The organism is Pseudomonas sp. IT-P395 (assembly GCF_949767675.1).
Lineage (GTDB): Bacteria > Pseudomonadota > Gammaproteobacteria > Pseudomonadales > Pseudomonadaceae > Aquipseudomonas.
The window spans coordinates 144,805-162,227 of record NZ_CATKPW010000007.1 but is presented as its reverse complement, the minus strand read 5'-3'; the positions used below and the strand labels follow the sequence as shown (position 1 = coordinate 162,227).

The window sequence follows — 17,423 nt, the reverse complement described above, 5'->3', positions numbered from 1 at the left end:
TTGAATGGGTGTTCCCAAAACAGTCGTGCATAAAAAAGCGCCGCCATCCCGGCAGCGCTTTGACCAATCCCTGTTGTTCTTCTTATCCTTCCATTACAGCCCACAATGCATCCAGTTCGGCCTCGCTGAACAGGCCAGCGGGGTAACGCTCGATCATCGTCCGGCGCGGATCAGGTTCCCTGATCTGACGCGTTCCATTGGACTTCAACCAGTGCGCGACAATCTGGAGCGATTCGCCGTTAACGGCCATGGGATGCAACGTCCGCTCGCTGACTACGTTCACTTCGGCGTTCATTTCAGCGCTCTCTCCCCGTTCATGAGCGGCTAAGTTATCCAAGGTTTATGACAGAACTGTTGAAGTTCTCCCCCCTCCCTAGTGCATGGGTGATGAATACAAGAGCTATGCCAAGGTTTCGCATTTGTCGACAAGCGGATACAAAGAAGCCCGCAATCCAACCGGGCTGCGGGCTTCTTCACATGCATAGCGAGCTAATCACTGCTCGGCCGATTTGTTAATCAACTCAAGCTGTTACGACTCAACTCACTCTTTGTGGGGTGCGGGTTGCTGTTGGGTAAGGCAGTGGATATTGCCGCCACCCAGTAACAGTTCGCGGCCCGGCACCATCACCACTTCGTGCTGCGGGAATAGTTTCTGCAGAATTTCCCTGGCCGGGGCATCCATCGGATCGTCGAAGCTCGGCGCGATGATGCCGCCATTGACGATCAGAAAGTTCACGTAGGAGCCGGCCAGGCGCACGGACGGATTGCGCTCCTGCGTGCCGTCCACCGGGTCGACACCATCGCACTCTTCTTCGGTCGCGTACAGCGGCCCCGGAATCGGCATTTTGTGCACCGTGAACGGGCGACCTTTGGCATCGGTGCTGCTTTGCAGGACTTTCATCGCAGCCTGGCAGCGCGGGTAGTTCGGATCCTGTGGATCGTCGGTCCACGCCAGCAGCACTTCGCCCGGACGCACGTAACAGCAGAAGTTATCCACATGGCCGTCGGTTTCGTCGTTGAACAAACCGTCCGGCAGCCAGATGATCTTATCCACAGACAGATTGGCGCTGAGCACCGCTTCGATTTCTTCGCGGCCCAGGTGCGGGTTGCGATTGCGGTTGAGCAGGCATTCTTCGGTGGTGATCAGCGTGCCTTCGCCGTCGACGTGAATCGAACCGCCTTCGAGCACAAAACCTTCAGTGCGATAACGCGGGCTACGCTCGATCTCGAGGATCTTGCCGCCGACCTGCGAATCACGATTCCACGGCGAATACAGACCACCGTCGAAACCGCCCCAGGCGTTGAAGTCCCAGTTCACACCGCGCACTTCGCCGCTGTTGTTGATGACGAAAGTCGGGCCGCTGTCGCGTACCCAGGCGTCATCGCTGGACATCTCGACTACGCGGATATTCGGTACGTCGAGGCGCGCGCGGGCGTTTTCGTATTGGCCGGCGGACACGGCCACGGTCACTGGTTCGAAACGTGCGATGGCTTTGGCCACCGCAGCGTGTGCGGCTTGCGCCGGTTTGCCGCCCAGACGCCAGTTGTCCGGGCGCTCGGGCCAGATCATCCAGGTCTGCGTTTGCGGCGCCCACTCGGCCGGCATGTGAAAGCCGTCGGCGCGCGGGGTACTTTTCAAGGTGGTCATCGGGATCAGGACTCCAGGGAACCGTCGAGGGTTTTCAACGCACCGTACAGGTTCGGACGGCGGTCACGGAATGAACCCCACGCGCTGCGAATGTGTTCGAGCTCGTCGAGGTTGAAAGTGTGCACAAGAATACCTTCTTCGGTTTTATTCAGCTCCTGCACTTTTTCGCCGAACTGGTTGGCGATGAACGAAGAGCCGTAGAACGTGATGTCGTAGCCGTCCTGTTCTTCATTGCCGATGCGGTTGCTGGCGATCAGCGGCATCAGGTTGGCGCCGGCGTGGCCCTGTTGTACGCGCTGCCAGTGATCGCGCGAGGAGATGCTCTTGTCGTGCGGCTCGCTGCCGATTGCGGTCGGGTAGAAGAGGATTTCCGCCCCTTGCAACGCCATGCTGCGCGCGGCTTCCGGGAACCACTGGTCCCAGCAGATACCCACGCCGATCTTCGCGTAACGGGTGTTCCACACTTTGAAACCGGTGTCGCCCGGGTTGAAGTAATACTTCTCGTGGTAGCCCGGGCCATCCGGGATGTGGCTTTTACGATAAATCCCGAGGTTGCTGCCGTCGGCATCGATGATCGCGATGCTGTTGAAACGTGCGCGGCCGGCCAGTTCGTAGAAGCTGATCGGCAGCACCACTTGCAGCTCTTTGGCGATTTTCTGGAAATGTTTGATCGCGACGTTTTCTTCCACCGTCGTCGCCAGTTGCAGGTAGTCCGGGTTCGGCTTCTGGCAGAAATACGGCGCCTCGAACAGCTCCTGAATCAGGATGATCTGCGCGCCTTTGGCGGCGGCTTCGCGCACCAGCCTTTCAGCGATTTCGAGGTTGGCTTCCAGATCCCAGGAACAGGCCATCTGAGTGGCGGCAACGGTAACGATACGGCTCATGAATCATCTCCGGGCAGTGCTTTGACGGTCGACAATTCGACCGAAAAGAAAAATGCGCGCACCGGACATGAGATCGCCATGCCGGAGCAATGGCGACTTTATAGCCGATAAATATCGGCTTTAGAAGCTAAAGAAATGCATTCCGTCTAATTTTACCCACAAAATACCGATACAAATCGAATTAGCTCCGAACCTCTGTAGGAGCTGCCGAAGGCTGCGATCTCTTGATTTTGCTCTTGAAAAACAAGATCAAAAGATCGCAGCCTTCGGCAGCTCCTACATGGGGTGAGTGTCAAAGGCCCTCGGTGAGCACCCGATCGAGCATGTCGACAAAGAAATCCACACTCTTACGCGACGTCACCATCGGTGGCTTGATCTTGAGAATGTTCAGATCATCCCCAGTCGGCTGCATGAAAATCCCCAACTCGCGCAGGCGATCACACAGCAACACCGTCTCCTCGGTCGCCGGCTCCAGCGTCTCGCGATTGCGGATCAACTCAAGCCCGAGATAGAACCCGGAACCGTGCACCGCGCCCACCAGCGGATGTTTATCGATCAGCGCTTCGAGTCGCGCCTTGAAGTGGCCACCGACCACCTGCGCGTTCTCCCAGAGCTTTTCTTCTTCCATGACATCGAGCACCGCCATGCCGATCTGGCAACTCACCGGGCTGCCACCCGCCGACGAGAAGAAATAGCCCTCGGCCTCCAGCGCTTCGGCGATTTCCCGGCGAGTGATTACTGCACCCAGCGGTTGACCGTTGCCCATGCCCTTGGCCATGCAAATGATGTCCGGCACCACGCCCTGCTCTTCAAAGCCCCAGAAGAAATGGCCCATGCGCCCGTAACCGACCTGCACTTCGTCGGCGATGCACACGCCGCCCTGCGCGCGCACCAGCCCGTAAACCTGTTTCAAATATCCCGGCGGCAGCGAGATGCCCCCGGCATTGCCATACACCGGCTCGCAGATGAACCCGGCCAGTTGGCGCTTCTGCTCGGCGAGTTTTGCCAGGTGATGCTCAACGCTGCGCACGTAATCCGGCGCCGAATCGAGGCCTCGGAATTCACCGCGATAGGTGTTTGGCGCAGGCACCGGATGCACCCAGTCCGGGCGGCTTTCCAGGGCTTTCGGGTTGTCGGCGACCGAGGTCGATACCGCATCGGCGCCGACCGTCCAGCCGTGATAGGCCTCAAGCACACTGATCATGTCGCGGCCGCCGCTGTAAGCCCACGCCAGACGGATCGCCAGGTCGTTGGCCTCGCTGCCGCTGTTGACCAGAAACACCCGATCCATGCCTTCCGGCGCGAGTTTCAGCAAGCGCTCGGAAAACTCCGCCACCGCCGCATAGTTGAACCGCGAGTTGGTGTTGAGCAGTGACCATTGGCGCGCCGCGACCGCCGCCATGCGCGGGTGACCGTGACCGAGCACTGCCACGTTGTTGAGCATGTCCAGATAGGAGCGGCCCTGCATGTCGATCAGGTGATTGCGCCAGCCACGTTCGATGCGCGGCGGATCGACGTAGTAGTGTTTCTGGGTACGGGCGAAACTGGCATCGCGGCGTTCGAGCAGGGTTTTCGCGTCCAGCTCCGGTTCGGCATCGCAGGCCAGCCCCAACAATGCGGCCGGCGATGGGCACAGCGCCTGCCAAGCCGCTGCTTGCGCCGGGGTGCAAAACAACGGTGCATCGAGCTGCCCGCCCCGACACAACTGCACCCGCAACGGGCCGCTGACCGCACCCAGCACCTGACCTTTGACCAGCGCCGCGTCGCTGTGCAGCGACGGTGTCACGCCCCACAGCCGCAGGCTGAGTTGCGGGCCATCGAGTTGCAGCACACCGTCTGCGGCCTGATGCACGACGCCTGCGAACGGCGCCTCCACGGCGCTGCCATCGGGTACGCGCAATTCCACGTGCAGCGGGAAGGTGTCCGGTTCAACGGCACTGTCGGCACGAGTGCGCGACAAACGGTACTGACCATAACGGCTCGCCGCCAAACCATGCGCCACAGCCGCTTCAGTCAGCAGGCGCTGGTCGATACCCTCCTGCTCCCAATTTCCAGCGTCGAAATGCGGACTCAGCACGCCAAGATCGATCAGCGCAAATTCGCGTCCGACCAGACCGGGCAACAATGGCGCAAAACCTTCACTCTCAATCGCCGGCAAAGCCTGTCCCACCGCCGCCAGAATCGCCGCCTCCATCAACGCCTGAGGCACCGATGTCGCCACGCGGAAAATCTCCCACTCGTGGGTAAGGTTGTCCCGGCTGTACGTATTCGCCGGGTCGATGCTGACTTGCTGCTCGCCACTGAGCACCAGCACCGCCGCGCGCGCCACAATCAAAGGCCACAGCGCTTGCAACTCTTCGTGTTGCAGTGGGTTGACCGCGTGGTAGGCCTGCACCGCCGGCAGGATGACAAACGGATCACCACCAGCGTGATGCAGCAACGCCGCACACGTCACTGACAGATCGGTGATGCGCCAGGTGCGCACCAGATCGCCAAAGTCGATCACGCCCTGCAACTGCCAGTGACGCTGGGCATCGCGCGCCCAGACAGCGTTGTCATCGGTGATGTCCATGTGAATCGCCTGCACCGGCAGCTTGTCCAGCCACGGCTGCAAACGGCGCTCGGCCTGAGCGGCGGCCTCGGCGATCAATGTGCGTTGCTGCTCGTCCTTGATCACCGGCAGCAGATGGCTGATCAGAGCACTGGCGTGGCGCGCATCCCATTGCAACGTGCGCTCAAGGCCCGGATGATCGAAACCGGCCAGCGCCAGATCCATCTCACCGCAGAGCCGGCCAAACCCCGCCACTACGTCGCGCCCCAAGTGATCAAGATGCGTGAGCGGCTGGCCCTCGATGTAATCCAGCAGCCGCACATGGACGGCTTCGCCGCCGACCTCGAGTGACAGCAGATCCTCGCCATTATTGGCCGCGATCACCCGTGGCACCGTCACCGCCGAGTGCTCGGCCAGGTACTTGAGGCCGGCATGCTGGGCTTGCAGCTCCACCAGAGCGTAATCGCCACGGCAGATTTTCAGCACGAACCGACCGCGCGGACTGTCGACGCGAAAATTCAGATCCTGCTGGCTGCCGAGCGCCTGCAACCTGCCGCTGAGCCCGTAATGCTCCGCCAGCCATTGCTGGGCCTGCTCTGCAGAAACCTGCGGGCTGGGCAAACTGGCGCGATGAATCAACGTGGCGAGCGGCATGAAACGACCCCTGAAATTTTATTAGGCGCCTATATCGCCATTGCTTGGCAGGATCCGCAACCCCCATCCACGAAAAGGCGTCAGGGCTATTTGTCTTCCTGCACTCGCGCCCTCCAGCACTTTGCGCAAGAATGTCGACCATTAACACTGGCCTATGGAAACCCCATGAATGTAATCACCACCGACCTGCCCGGTGTCCTGATCATCGAACCCAAGGTGTTTGGTGACGAGCGCGGGTTTTTCTACGAAAGTTTCAATGCCAAGGCTTTTCAGGACGCAACGGGGCTGGACACACAATTCGTTCAAGACAACCACTCGCGCTCGCAAAAAGGCGTATTGCGTGGTCTGCATTACCAACTGCAAAACACTCAGGGCAAACTGGTCCGCGTAACGGTCGGTGAAGTATTGGATGTCGCCGTGGACATTCGCCGCAGCTCACCGCACTTCGGAAAATGGATGGCCGTGCGCCTGTCGGCAGACAACCATCGTCAGTTGTGGGTCCCGGAAGGTTTCGCCCACGGGTTCGTCGTGCTGAGCGAGTTCGCCGAATTCCTCTACAAGACCACCGACTACTACACGCCGTCGGCAGAACGCAGCATTCGCTGGGACGATCCGGATCTGGCCATCGATTGGCAACTGGACGAAGCCCCGAAGCTGTCCGCCAAGGATCAGGCTGCAGCCTTCTTCAAGGACGCTGACGTCTTCGCCTGAGGCCGGGCATAATGCGCCTGTCCCTACAGGCGCTTCCGGCTCATGAAACCAACCCTTCCCCGCAGACCTCGCTGGCGCAGCCTCGCGCTGTTGGCCCTGTGTCTGGCGCCGCTGTTGTGGCCGCTGGAACATCTTGCCGAGCGCTATTACCGCAGCGAACTGGCCGGCCAGAACCGCCAGACCCTCGACCTGTACGTCGCCAACCTGCTGGGCACCCTGCACCGCTATGAAGTGTTGCCACAGATTCTCGGCGACCTGCCGGCCCTGCGCTCGGTACTCGGCGCACCGGACGACGGCGTGACCCAAGGCAATGCCAACCGCCTGCTGAAGAACATCGCCGCGCAGACCGGTGCCGAAGTCATGTACCTGATGGACACCAGCGGGCAGACGCTGGCAGCATCGAACTGGGACAAGCACGACAGTTTCGTCGGCCGTAATTTCTCCTTCCGTCCGTACTTCAGCGAAGCCATGGCCGGGCGCCTCGGGCGCTTCTTCGGGCTCGGCACCACGTCGGCCAAGCGCGGTTATTTCTTTGCCGCCGCCGTGCGTAACGGCGAAAAAATCATCGGCGTGCTGGTGATCAAGGTTGACCTCGACCACACCGAAAGCCTCTGGGGCAAAACCCCGGAACAACTGTTGGTCACCGACCACAACGGCGTGGTCATCCTCACCTCGCGCCCGGAATGGCGTTTTCGCTCAACCCGTAATTTGAGCGACAGCGAGCGCTCGGCGATCACCGCGATCCAGCCTTACCCGACCCGCGAGCCGCGCCCGCTTAACCTTAGCCCGACGGCGTGGCTGATCCAGACCCACGACATTGCCGAAACCGGCTGGAGCGTCAGCATCCTTGCCCCGCGCACGCTGATCGACCGTCCAGTGCGCACCGTGGTCGCCATCGGCGGCGCCACGCTGCTGGTGCTGATGTTGTTGCTCGGTCTGATGATGCAGCGCCGCCGGCATTATCTGGAGCGCATCGCCTTCGAGGCCAAGGCACGCCGCGAACTTGAGGGCCGCGTGGCGGAACGCACCAGCGACCTTGAAGGCCTCAACCGGCGCTTGAAGGAAGAAGTGCTGGAGCGTGAACAGGCCCAGCAGGAACTGGTGCGCGCCCAGGATGACTTGGTCCAGGCCGGCAAGCTGTCGGCGCTGGGGACCATGTCAGCGAGCATCAGCCACGAACTCAATCAGCCGTTGGCAGCGATCCGCAGCTACGCGGAGAACGCCGAAGTGCTGCTCGATCATCAGCGCACCGACGACGCTCGCGGCAACCTCAAACTGATCAGCGAACTGACCGGGCGCATGGCCTCGATCATCGCCCACCTGCGCGCCTTTGCCCGCCGCGATCGCCACGCGCCGGAAAGCGTTGCCCTGCAACCAGCGCTCGACGATGCCTTGGCGCTGCTGGCCAAACGGCGCCGGAGCATGGAAGTCGAGCTGATCCGCGATCTGCCGGCCGCCACGCTGTGGGTCGAGGCCGGGGAAACGCGCCTGCGTCAGGTGCTTGGCAATCTGCTCGCCAACGCCCTCGACGCGCTCACCGAAAAAGGTCCGCCGCGCAAACTCTGGCTGAGTGCCGAATCCACCGCCGAGGGCGTCAATCTGTACATTCGCGACAACGGCCCGGGCTTTTGCATGGAGGCCCTCGGCCGCGCCAGCGAGCCCTTTTACACCACCAAGACCCGTACTCAGGGTCTGGGGCTGGGGTTGGCCATTTGTGAAACGCTGATGCGCGCCTTCGGTGGTGAACTGTCGTTCGCCAACCACAAGCAAGGTGGCGCCTTGATTACCCTGCGACTGCGCGCCGGTGCGCCCGGGGTCAGCCTGCAACCGTCCGAGGATCGAAGTGCATGACCATCGACAATCGCATTCAGGTGGTGTTGATCGACGACGATCCACACCTGCGTCAGGCCCTCGGCCAGACACTGGATCTGGCCGGTCTGAAAATTTTGCCGCTGTCCGAAGCCAAGGGGCTGGCCGCACAGCTTGAACGCGACTGGCCGGGCGTGGTGGTGAGCGACATCCGCATGCCGGGTATGGACGGCCTGGAATTGCTCAGCGAATTACACGCGCAGGATCCCGAACTGCCGGTGCTGCTGATCACCGGCCACGGCGATGTACCGCTGGCGGTGCAGGCCATGCGTGCCGGCGCTTATGACTTTCTCGAAAAACCTTTCGCCAGCGATGCGCTGCTCGACAGCGTACGCCGCGCGCTGGCCCTGCGCCGCCTGGTGCTGGACAACCGCAGCCTGCGTCTGGCCCTCAGCGACCGCAATGAATTGAGCGCGCGTCTGGTCGGCCATTCGACGCCGATGCTGCGCTTGCGTGAGCAGATCGGTGCGCTGGCCGCGACCAAGGCTGACGTGCTGATCCTCGGCGAAACCGGCGCCGGCAAAGAAGTGGTCGCCCGTGCGCTGCACGATTTGTCCAGCCGTCGTAATGGCCCGTTCGTGGCGATCAATGCTGGCGCACTGGCCGAGTCCGTGGTGGAAAGCGAACTGTTCGGCCACGAACCCGGCGCCTTCACCGGCGCGCAGAAACGCCGGATCGGCAAATTCGAATTCGCCAATGGCGGCACGCTGTTTCTCGATGAAATCGAAAGCATGAGCATGGACGTGCAGGTTAAGTTGCTGCGCATGCTGCAAGAACGCGTAGTCGAACGCCTGGGCGGCAATCAATTGATCCCGCTGGACATCCGCGTGATTGCCGCAACCAAGGAAGACCTGCGTCAGGCCGCCGATCAAGGCCGCTTCCGCGCCGACTTGTATTACCGCCTCAATGTCGCGCCACTGCGCATTCCACCGCTACGCGAACGCGGCGAAGATGCGTTGGTGCTGTTCCAGCATTACGCCGATGAAGCCAGCGCCCGCCACGGCCTGCCGCCCCACGAACTGCAACCGGCACAACGCGCCTTGCTGTTGCGCCACACCTGGCCGGGTAACGTGCGCGAACTGCAGAATGCCGCCGAACGTTTCGCCCTCGGTCTGGAACTGGCACTGGATAACAGCGGCGCCGAAGGCACTGGCAACACACCGGTTGAAGTCATCAACGGCGGTCTCAGCGAGCAAGTGGAAAACTTCGAGAAGTCGTTGATTGCCGCCGAACTGGCGCGCTCTCACAGTTCAGTGCGCAGCCTCGCCGAAGCCTTGGGCGTGCCGCGCAAGACCCTGCATGACAAGTTGCGCAAGCATGGCCTCAACTTTGGCGATAGCAGCCATGGGGATGAAAACGAATGAGCACTGACAGTCGCTATCTGGAATCGGTCCTGCATCACGACATTCCCCTGACACGGGACATGGGGCTGAAGGTGCTCGACTGGCATGCACACCAATTGAGTCTGCATCTGCCACTCGAGCCGAACGTCAATCACAAGAGCACGATGTTCGGCGGCAGTCTTTACTGCGGTGCGGTGCTGGCCGGTTGGGGCTGGTTGCATCTGCGTTTGAAGGAAGAAGGCATCACCGACGGGCACATTGTGATTCAGGAGGGGCAGATCAGTTATCCGCTGCCGGTCACGGGCGACGCCACGGCAATCTGCCCGGCACCGGACGCGAAGGTGTGGAGGAAATTTCTGGCGATGTATCAGCGTTATGGGCGGGCGCGGTTGACGTTGAGTACGCGGATCGTCAATCAGGGCAGCGAAGAAGACGCCGTGACATTTACCGGGCAGTACGTTTTGCACCGCTGAAGATCAACGGCCCCTCACCCTAACCCTCTCCCCGAGGGAGAGGGGACTGATTGGGGGATGCTTCAGACGTACACCGACCTGATGGCGCTTTGCTGAATCCTTAATCGACCTCATCTTACAGGTCGATGACGCAAGACAACTCGGTCGGCTCCCTCTCCTGGGGGAAAGGGCTGGGGTGAGGGCGATTGCCGATCAGCCCGCTTAACCGCGAGCCAACTCCAACAATCTGGAACGCCAGGCCGCCTTCGCCGGCAGCGCCAAAAAGAACTCGTTCAACAGCGATTCCCGCGCCGGATAGCAGAACGCATCCCCGCGCAGATCCAACACTTCACCGCCCGCTCCTTCCAGCACGCCTTGCGCCGCCGCCGTGTCCCACTGCGAAGTCGGCGCCAGTCGCGGATAGCAATCCGCTGCGCCTTCCGCCAGCAGACAAAATTTCAGCGAGCTACCAATGTTCGCCAATTGCAGCTCGCCCAGACTTGCACTCAGCCCTGCCAGCAGACGCTCCTGCTCGGGACTCGAATGCCGCCGGCTGGCCACAACCGTAAACGCCTCGCCCGGCCCCGGCACATCTCGCACCTGAATCGCAACCGGCGTGCCGCCCTCGTCGCAGCGCCACGCACCAAGCCCGGCGCCGCCAACGTAGAAACGACCATTGGTCGGCATCGACACCACACCAAACACCACGCGACCGTTTTCGATCAGCGCGATGTTCACGGTGAACTCTTCGCTGCCGCTGATGAACTCCTTGGTGCCATCCAGCGGATCGACCAACCACCAGCGCTGCCAACCCGCGCGTACGCTCTGGGGGATGTTGGCGTCTTCTTCCGACAACACCGGAATGCTCGGATCCAGCGCCGTCAGCCCGGCGAGAATCAGGTGATGCGCGGCCAGATCCGCCGCCGTCACGGGCGATTCATCGGACTTGGCCGTGACTTCAACGCCGGCGCGCCAGAACGGCAAGATCGCCTCGCCGGCCTGCAAGGCCAGTTCAATCACCGGCGCCATCAACGGATGGGGAAACTTCATCGACATTTCACTCATGCTGGAAAGAATCCGCGATCGGTCAGCAGATCGCGGGTCAAATACAGTGCAGCCAATGCACGGCCTTCGGAAAACTGCGGATTGAGCGCCAGCGACGACAATTTACGCAGATTCACCTTGTCGACGCGCATCGGCTCTGGCTCGTCGCCTTCCAGCCGCTCTTCGTACAAATCGGTAGCCAGAACGACCTGGATCTTCTGGCTCATGTAACCGGGCGACAGCGACAGCTCGGTCAGATGCTCCAGTTGTCGCGCGCCAAATCCGGCTTCTTCCTTGAGCTCCCGCTCGGCTGCCGCCAATACGTCTTCGCCCGGTTCGATCAAACCTTTAGGCAAGGACAGTTCGTACTCATCGGTACCGCCGCAATATTCCTCGACCAACACCGCGTGTTCGGCATCCAGCATCGCCACGATCATCACCGCGCCGTAGCCCGCACCTTTGCCGACCAGACGCTCGTAAGTGCGTTCCACGCCATTGGAAAAGCGCAGTTTGAGTTCTTCGACGCAAAACAGACGGCTGGTGGCGACGATCTCGCGGGCAAGTACGGTGGGTTTCTGGCGCATGCAAAGCTCCTTGGCGTGAACGCGCTACTATAACGCGGCTTTCCCGATTGTTTATGTCGGATATCTTTCTACCGTTCGAGACGTTGCCATGCCTTCATTACCGTGGTCCGACATCGATACCGTTCTGCTGGACATGGACGGCACGCTGCTGGATCTGCACTTCGACAATCATTTCTGGCTGGAACACCTGCCCCAGCGTTACGCCGAACTGCACGGGGTCAGCCGGGCCATGGCCGAGATGGAATTGCAGCCGCTGTTCGAACGCCACGCCGGCCAGTTGCAGTGGTACTGCCTGGATTTCTGGAGTGCCGAGTTGAAGTTGTCGGTACGTGAATTGAAGCTGGAAACCGCGCACCTGATTGCCTTGCGGCCGGATGCCGATACCTTTCTGGAAGCGATCAAGCGCGCCGGTAAACGGGTGATCATGATCACCAACGCGCACCGCGATTCACTGTCGCTGAAGCTGGAACGGATTGAGCTGGCGCCGTATTTCGAACGGCTGATCAGCTCGCATGATTATGGGTTTCCCAAGGAGAACCCGCAGTTCTGGGATGCCTTGCAGGCGGACATCGGCTTTGATCCGGCGCGCAGTCTGTTTATCGACGATACCTTGCCGATTCTGCGCAGTGCGCGGGATTTTGGCGTGGCACATTTGCTGGCGGTGAAAGAGCCGGACAGCCGCAAGGGGCCGAAGGACACGGCTGAGTTTGCGGCGGTTGAGGATTACCGCAATCTGATCGCTGGCCTTTGATCTTTGTAGGAGCTGCCGAAGGCTGCGATCTTTTGATCTTGTTTGGAAAAATCAAAATCAAAAGATCGCAGCCTGCGGCAGCTCCTACAGGAGTGTTGTGTTACTCAGGAATACGCAGTGTCTGCCCCGGATAGATTTTGTTCTCATCCTTGAGCATCGGTTTGTTGGCCTCGAAAATTTTCTTATATTTGTTGGCATCCCCGTACACACGCAGAGAAATCGCGCTGAGGGTGTCACCAGACTTGACCACGACAAACTGTGCGGCAGTAACAACCGGGCCGGTCACGGTGATCTGATCATCCACGCTGCCAACTCCGGCAATATTGCCCACCGCCAGCAAAATCTTCTCTTTCTCTTCCTGACTCGCGACTTCACCGGTGACAGTCACTTTGTCGCCATCCACCGTTGCCTGCACATTCGGATTGCCCAAGCCGACCTTGCTGATGTGTTCCTTCAACTGCTCACTGGCATTGGCGTTGCCCGGGGTCAGCAGATCGATCAGCTTCTCACCGGCTTCTTTTACAAAACTTAAAAGACTCATCGTGGTTCTCTCCATGGAATAAAAGGATCAGTCGTCCAAGCCTAGACCACCGCAGACAAACCCGGTTCCAAGCCGACCAATGACCCTGCCACCGCGCAAGCGGTAGAATCCCCCACCCCTGCCAGCGCCCGGAGCGAAGATGGACATCAAGCAGCTGAAATTCCTCATCGCCCTCGACGAAACCCGCCACTTCGGCCAGGCCGCCGCGCGTTGCCATATCACCCAGCCAACGCTGTCGATGCGCCTGCGCAGTCTTGAAGAAGAACTCGACCTGCCACTGGTCAACCGTGGCCAGCGTTTCGAAGGTTTCACCGCGCCGGGCGAGCGCGTGCTGGCGTGGGCACGTTCGGTGATGGCGGCGTATGACGGTTTGCACGCGGAAGCGGCGGCGTGTCGCGGCAATCTGATCGGCACGCTGAGGCTGGGCGTGGTGCCGCTGTCGAGTTTCGATCCGCTGCCGTTGATGCAACGCCTGCACAGCGCCCACCCGAATTTGCGCTTTGAAATGTCGGCGCTGAGTTCCGAGCAGATCCTCGAGCATTTGGCGAATAACCGCATCGATCTCGGCGTGTCCTATCTGGATCGTCTGGATAACGAGCGCTTCGAATCCCTGGCCTTCAGTGAAACGCGCATGGGCCTGCTCTACGATCAGCGCTCATTCACATTTGGCGACGCCGCGTTGAGTTGGCAGTCGCTGATCGAGCTGCCGTTGGGCATGCTCACCAGCGGCATGCATTTTCGCCAATCCATCGACCACAACTTCCACAGCCGCGGCCTGACTCCACAACCGTTGCTACAAACCGATGCCGTGCATCAATTGTTACAAGCCGTGCACGGCGGTTTTTGCTGCGCGATCATGCCGCTGGACGGCGGCCTGGAAAAACTCACCGATCACCTGCGCCTGCAACCGATCGAAGACGCCCAGACCCTCGCCCCGCTGGGCCTGATCATGCGTCGCGGCGCCCCACGTTCCGCGCTGGCGGAAGCCTGTTTCGCGCTGTATCGGGAATCACCAACAGCCTCTTGATCGACGGCATCTATCGATAGATCGACACTAGCGATTAGACGCGACAACTTGCCGCGCCTAGTCTTAACGTTGATCAAACCGTCGGTGATGCCATGAACGCCAAGCGCCCAGCCTGCGCGGCGCCTGCACTCGAAACGCCCGCGCCAGCCGCCAGCCAGACCTACAGTTACAGCGATTTACCCCGTGAGGAATCGGCCAGCACCGCGCTGGCCGAGGAAGTCGCGTTGGCGATCGCCTACAACGGCATCAGCCAGGCGGTGATGTTGGTGACGCCGACCGACCTTGAAGACTTCATCGTCGGTTTCAGCCTCGGCAGCGGCATCATCATCGACGCTACTGACATTTATGACCTGCAACTGACCGGCGCCGGCTCCGCGCAATATGCGCAAGTAACCATCGCCAATCGCGCGTTCTGGAACCTCAAGCAACAACGTCGACAAATGGCCGGCACCAGCGGTTGCGGATTGTGCGGCGTTGAAGCGGTCGAGCAAGCACTGCCCGATCTGAAGGTGTTGCCCGGTGCGCCGTTGCCGCCGATTGAATGGCTCGATGGTTTGCGTCAGCGCATCAGTGCATTTCAACCTTTGGGCCAATACTGCGGTGCGGTGCACGCGGCGGTATTCATGAACGCCAGCGGCGAATTGCTACTCGGCCGCGAAGACATCGGCCGGCATAACGCCCTCGACAAGCTGATCGGCGGGCTGATCCGCCAGAAGATATCCACAGAAGGCGGCCTAGCGATTGTGACCAGCCGTTGCAGCCTCGAATTGATCCAGAAAGTCTTGCGTGCCGGCATCCAGACGCTGGTCAGCCTGTCCGCGCCCACGGGCCTTGCCGTGCAATGGGCCCGTCGACACAACCTCAATCTCATCCACCTGCCGCAGAAAAGTGCGCCGCGGGTGTACAGCCCCGCGATGGAGAATCAAGCGTGAGCCAACATCATCAAGCCGACCAGAAACCTGTCCCGCGCTATAAGCCTTACAAAGGTGCCGCCGGCGGCTGGGGTGCCCTGATCAGTGTGGCTCAGGCCTGGTTGACCAGCGACAACGCGCTGAAGAACCTGCGCATGATGCTCAAGACCAACCAGAACGGCGGCTTCGACTGCCCGGGTTGCGCGTGGGGCGATTCGCCGGAAAGCGGCATGGTCAAGTTCTGCGAGAACGGCGCCAAAGCGGTGAACTGGGAAGCAACCAAGCGCCGCGTGGACGCCAAGTTCTTCGCCAAGCACAGCGTCACTTCGTTGCTGGAGCAGAGCGACTACTGGCTCGAGTATCAGGGGCGCCTGACCGAGCCGATGGTGTATGACGCCGAAACCGATCGCTACAAGCCGATCAGTTGGGACGACGCCTACACCCTGATCGCCAAACACCTGCAAAGCCTGCCGAGTCCGGACCTGGCCGAGTTCTACACCTCGGGTCGTGCCAGCAACGAGGCGGCTTACCTGTATCAACTGTTCGTGCGCGCCTACGGCACCAACAACTTCCCTGACTGCTCGAACATGTGCCACGAGGCCAGCGGTGTGGCGTTGGCGCAAAGTGTCGGCGTCGGCAAAGGCACCGTGACCTTCGACGATTTCGAACACGCCGATGCAATTTTCGTCTGGGGCCAGAACCCGGGCACTAACCACCCACGCATGCTCGAACCGTTGCGTGAAGCGGTGAAACGCGGCGCGCAAGTGGTGTGCATCAACCCGTTGAAAGAGCGTGGCCTGGAACGCTTCCAGCACCCGCAACACCCGATCGAAATGCTCACCAACGGTGACAAGCCGACCAACACCGCGTATTTCCGCCCGGCACTTGGCGGTGACATGGCGCTGCTGCGCGGCATGGCCAAGTTTCTCCTGCAGTGGGAGCGCGATGCGCAGAAGGCTGGCGAACCTGCCGTGTTCGATCACGATTTCCTCAACGCCCACAGCGCTAACGTGCTGGAGTATCTCGGCGTGGTCGATGACACGCCGTGGGAACAGATCGTCGAGCAATCCGGCCTGACCCTCGTCGAAATCGAGCAAGCGGCGCGCATGTACGCCAAAGGCAAGAACGTCATCATGTGCTGGGCGATGGGCATCACCCAGCATCGCCATTCAGTACCGACCATCCAGGAAATCGCCAACCTGATGCTGCTGCGCGGCAACATCGGTAAACCCGGTGCTGGTCTGTGTCCGGTGCGCGGCCACAGTAACGTGCAGGGCGACCGCACGATGGGCATCAACGAGCGTCCGCCAGTGGCGTTCCTTGATTCGCTGGAACGACGCTTCCAGTTCAAGGTGCCGCGTCATAACGGCCACAACGTGGTCGAGGCAATCCATGCGATGGCCGAGGGACGCGCCAAAGTCTTTATCGGTCTGGGCGGCAACTTCGCCCAAGCCACGCCGGACAGCCCGCGTACCTTCGCCGCACTGAGCAATTGCGACCTGACCGTGCAGATCAGCACCAAACTCAACCGCAGCCATCTGGCTCACGGTAAAGACGCGCTGATCCTGCCGTGCCTCGGCCGGACCGACATCGATATCCAGACCGAAGGCCCGCAAGCGGTCACCGTGGAAGACTCCTTCAGCATGGTTCACGCCTCCAACGGGCAGTTGCAACCGCTGTCGAACCAGATGCGCTCGGAGCCGTCGATCATTGCCGGCATCGCTGCCGCCACACTGGGTAGCATACCGGTCGACTGGAACTGGCTGGTGGCCGATTACGGGCGCATCCGCGAACTGATCGCCGACACCATTCCCAATTTCAAAGAGTTCAACGAGAAGATCAAAAACCCAGGCGGCTTCTACCTCGGCAACAGCGCTGGCGCGCGTAAGTGGAACACACCGTCGGGCCGGGCCAACTTCCGCGCGAACATGCTGCCCAAAGATCTGGTACACGAACGCACCCGCGCCACCGGGCAGCTACCGGACCTGATCTTGCAATCGATGCGTTCCCACGATCAATACAACACCACGATTTATGGTCTCGACGACCGTTATCGCGGAGTGAAGGGCCAGCGTGATGTGCTGTTTGCCAACGAGGCCGACATCATTCGTCTGGGCTTCCGTCCGGGGCAAAAGGCCGACATCGTGTCGCTGTGGGACGATGGTCGTGAGCGTCGGGTGAAGGGCTTCACTTTGTTGGCGTTTGATATTCCGGCCGGGCAAGCGGCGGCTTATTACCCGGAAGTGAATCCGCTGGTGCCATTGGAGAGCACCGGGGATGGCAGCCATACGCCGACGTCTAAGTTCATTGCGATTCGGTTGGAAGCGGCGAGTGAGACTGGGTTGATCATGGCCAAATCTGCTTAATTCAAAATCAAAAGATCGCAGCCTTCGGCAGCTCCTACACCGATTCCTGTAGGAGCTGCCGAAGGCTGCGATCTTTTCGCTTCTGCT

General features: G+C 60.6%; 15 protein-coding genes. 8 read left to right on the top strand and 7 right to left on the bottom strand.

The window, feature by feature from the left end:
* Positions 1–82 precede the first annotated feature (82 nt).
* From ACM6IN_RS06835 to ACM6IN_RS06820, 4 genes are all read right to left on the bottom strand, one after another.
* Entirely contained in the window at positions 83–295 is a 213-nt protein-coding gene (locus ACM6IN_RS06835; protein WP_007909115.1) for a hypothetical protein, read from the bottom strand.
* 246 nt (positions 296–541) lie between these two features.
* Complete coding sequence (gene aguA / locus ACM6IN_RS06830) at positions 542–1,648, bottom strand: agmatine deiminase (protein ID WP_414894993.1); 1,107 nt, start codon at positions 1,646–1,648, stop codon at positions 542–544.
* Between the two features lie 5 nt (positions 1,649–1,653).
* Entirely contained in the window at positions 1,654–2,532 is an 879-nt protein-coding gene (gene aguB / locus ACM6IN_RS06825) for an N-carbamoylputrescine amidase (protein WP_400753552.1), read from the bottom strand.
* Between the two features lie 292 nt (positions 2,533–2,824).
* On the bottom strand, positions 2,825–5,737 hold the full coding sequence (locus ACM6IN_RS06820; protein ID WP_414915640.1) for an aminotransferase: 2,913 nt from the start codon (positions 5,735–5,737) through the stop codon (positions 2,825–2,827).
* 165 nt (positions 5,738–5,902) lie between these two features.
* Here ACM6IN_RS06820 and rfbC point away from each other — a divergent pair, with 165 nt between their 5' ends.
* Genes rfbC through ACM6IN_RS06800 form a run of 4 tightly spaced genes read left to right on the top strand, consistent with a single transcriptional unit; the run spans position 5,903 to position 10,133 of the window.
* Positions 5,903–6,448 (top strand): dTDP-4-dehydrorhamnose 3,5-epimerase, encoded by a 546-nt coding sequence (gene rfbC, locus ACM6IN_RS06815; protein ID WP_007909101.1) that lies wholly within the window; start codon positions 5,903–5,905, stop codon positions 6,446–6,448.
* Positions 6,449–6,490: 42 nt separating this feature from the next.
* Positions 6,491–8,299 (top strand): sensor histidine kinase, encoded by a 1,809-nt coding sequence (locus tag ACM6IN_RS06810; protein WP_095113943.1) that lies wholly within the window; start codon positions 6,491–6,493, stop codon positions 8,297–8,299.
* Positions 8,296–9,681 carry a sigma-54-dependent transcriptional regulator gene (locus ACM6IN_RS06805; RefSeq protein WP_007909097.1) on the top strand — a complete coding sequence of 462 codons (1,386 nt, stop codon included), beginning with the start codon at positions 8,296–8,298 and terminating at the stop codon, positions 9,679–9,681. The genes ACM6IN_RS06810 and ACM6IN_RS06805 overlap by 4 nt, the downstream gene beginning before the upstream one ends.
* Entirely contained in the window at positions 9,678–10,133 is a 456-nt protein-coding gene (locus ACM6IN_RS06800; RefSeq protein ID WP_007909095.1) for a YiiD C-terminal domain-containing protein, read from the top strand. The genes ACM6IN_RS06805 and ACM6IN_RS06800 overlap by 4 nt, the downstream gene beginning before the upstream one ends.
* A gap of 201 nt (positions 10,134–10,334) precedes the next feature.
* Here the strand turns inward: ACM6IN_RS06800 and cysQ are convergent, their stop codons facing one another.
* Positions 10,335–11,168: a 3'(2'),5'-bisphosphate nucleotidase CysQ gene (gene cysQ / locus ACM6IN_RS06795; RefSeq protein WP_095113985.1), complete on the bottom strand. Its 834-nt coding sequence runs from the start codon at positions 11,166–11,168 to the stop codon at positions 10,335–10,337.
* 5 nt (positions 11,169–11,173) lie between these two features.
* Positions 11,174–11,740 carry an ADP compounds hydrolase NudE gene (gene nudE / locus ACM6IN_RS06790; RefSeq protein WP_007909093.1) on the bottom strand — a complete coding sequence of 189 codons (567 nt, stop codon included), beginning with the start codon at positions 11,738–11,740 and terminating at the stop codon, positions 11,174–11,176.
* Positions 11,741–11,828: 88 nt separating this feature from the next.
* Here nudE and yrfG point away from each other — a divergent pair, with 88 nt between their 5' ends.
* Positions 11,829–12,491, top strand: a complete 663-nt coding sequence (gene yrfG / locus ACM6IN_RS06785) for a GMP/IMP nucleotidase (RefSeq protein ID WP_007909091.1) — start codon at positions 11,829–11,831, stop codon at positions 12,489–12,491.
* A 100-nt stretch (positions 12,492–12,591) separates the two neighbouring features.
* Here the strand turns inward: yrfG and lysM are convergent, their stop codons facing one another.
* Positions 12,592–13,032 (bottom strand): peptidoglycan-binding protein LysM, encoded by a 441-nt coding sequence (gene lysM / locus ACM6IN_RS06780; RefSeq protein ID WP_414894991.1) that lies wholly within the window; start codon positions 13,030–13,032, stop codon positions 12,592–12,594.
* Positions 13,033–13,171: 139 nt separating this feature from the next.
* On the opposite strand from lysM, the gene ACM6IN_RS06775 reads away from it, so the two are divergent.
* The 3 genes from ACM6IN_RS06775 (at position 13,172) to ACM6IN_RS06765 (ending at position 17,336) form a co-directional block, all read left to right on the top strand.
* Positions 13,172–14,059, top strand: coding sequence for a LysR family transcriptional regulator (locus ACM6IN_RS06775; RefSeq protein ID WP_007909077.1), 888 nt, complete (start codon positions 13,172–13,174; stop codon positions 14,057–14,059).
* Between the two features lie 92 nt (positions 14,060–14,151).
* Positions 14,152–14,991 (top strand): formate dehydrogenase accessory sulfurtransferase FdhD, encoded by an 840-nt coding sequence (gene fdhD / locus ACM6IN_RS06770; protein WP_007909076.1) that lies wholly within the window; start codon positions 14,152–14,154, stop codon positions 14,989–14,991.
* Positions 14,988–17,336, top strand: a complete 2,349-nt coding sequence (locus ACM6IN_RS06765; RefSeq protein WP_414915639.1) for an FdhF/YdeP family oxidoreductase — start codon at positions 14,988–14,990, stop codon at positions 17,334–17,336. Before fdhD ends, ACM6IN_RS06765 begins: the two co-directional genes overlap by 4 nt.
* The last annotated feature ends 87 nt before the right edge of the window (positions 17,337–17,423 follow it).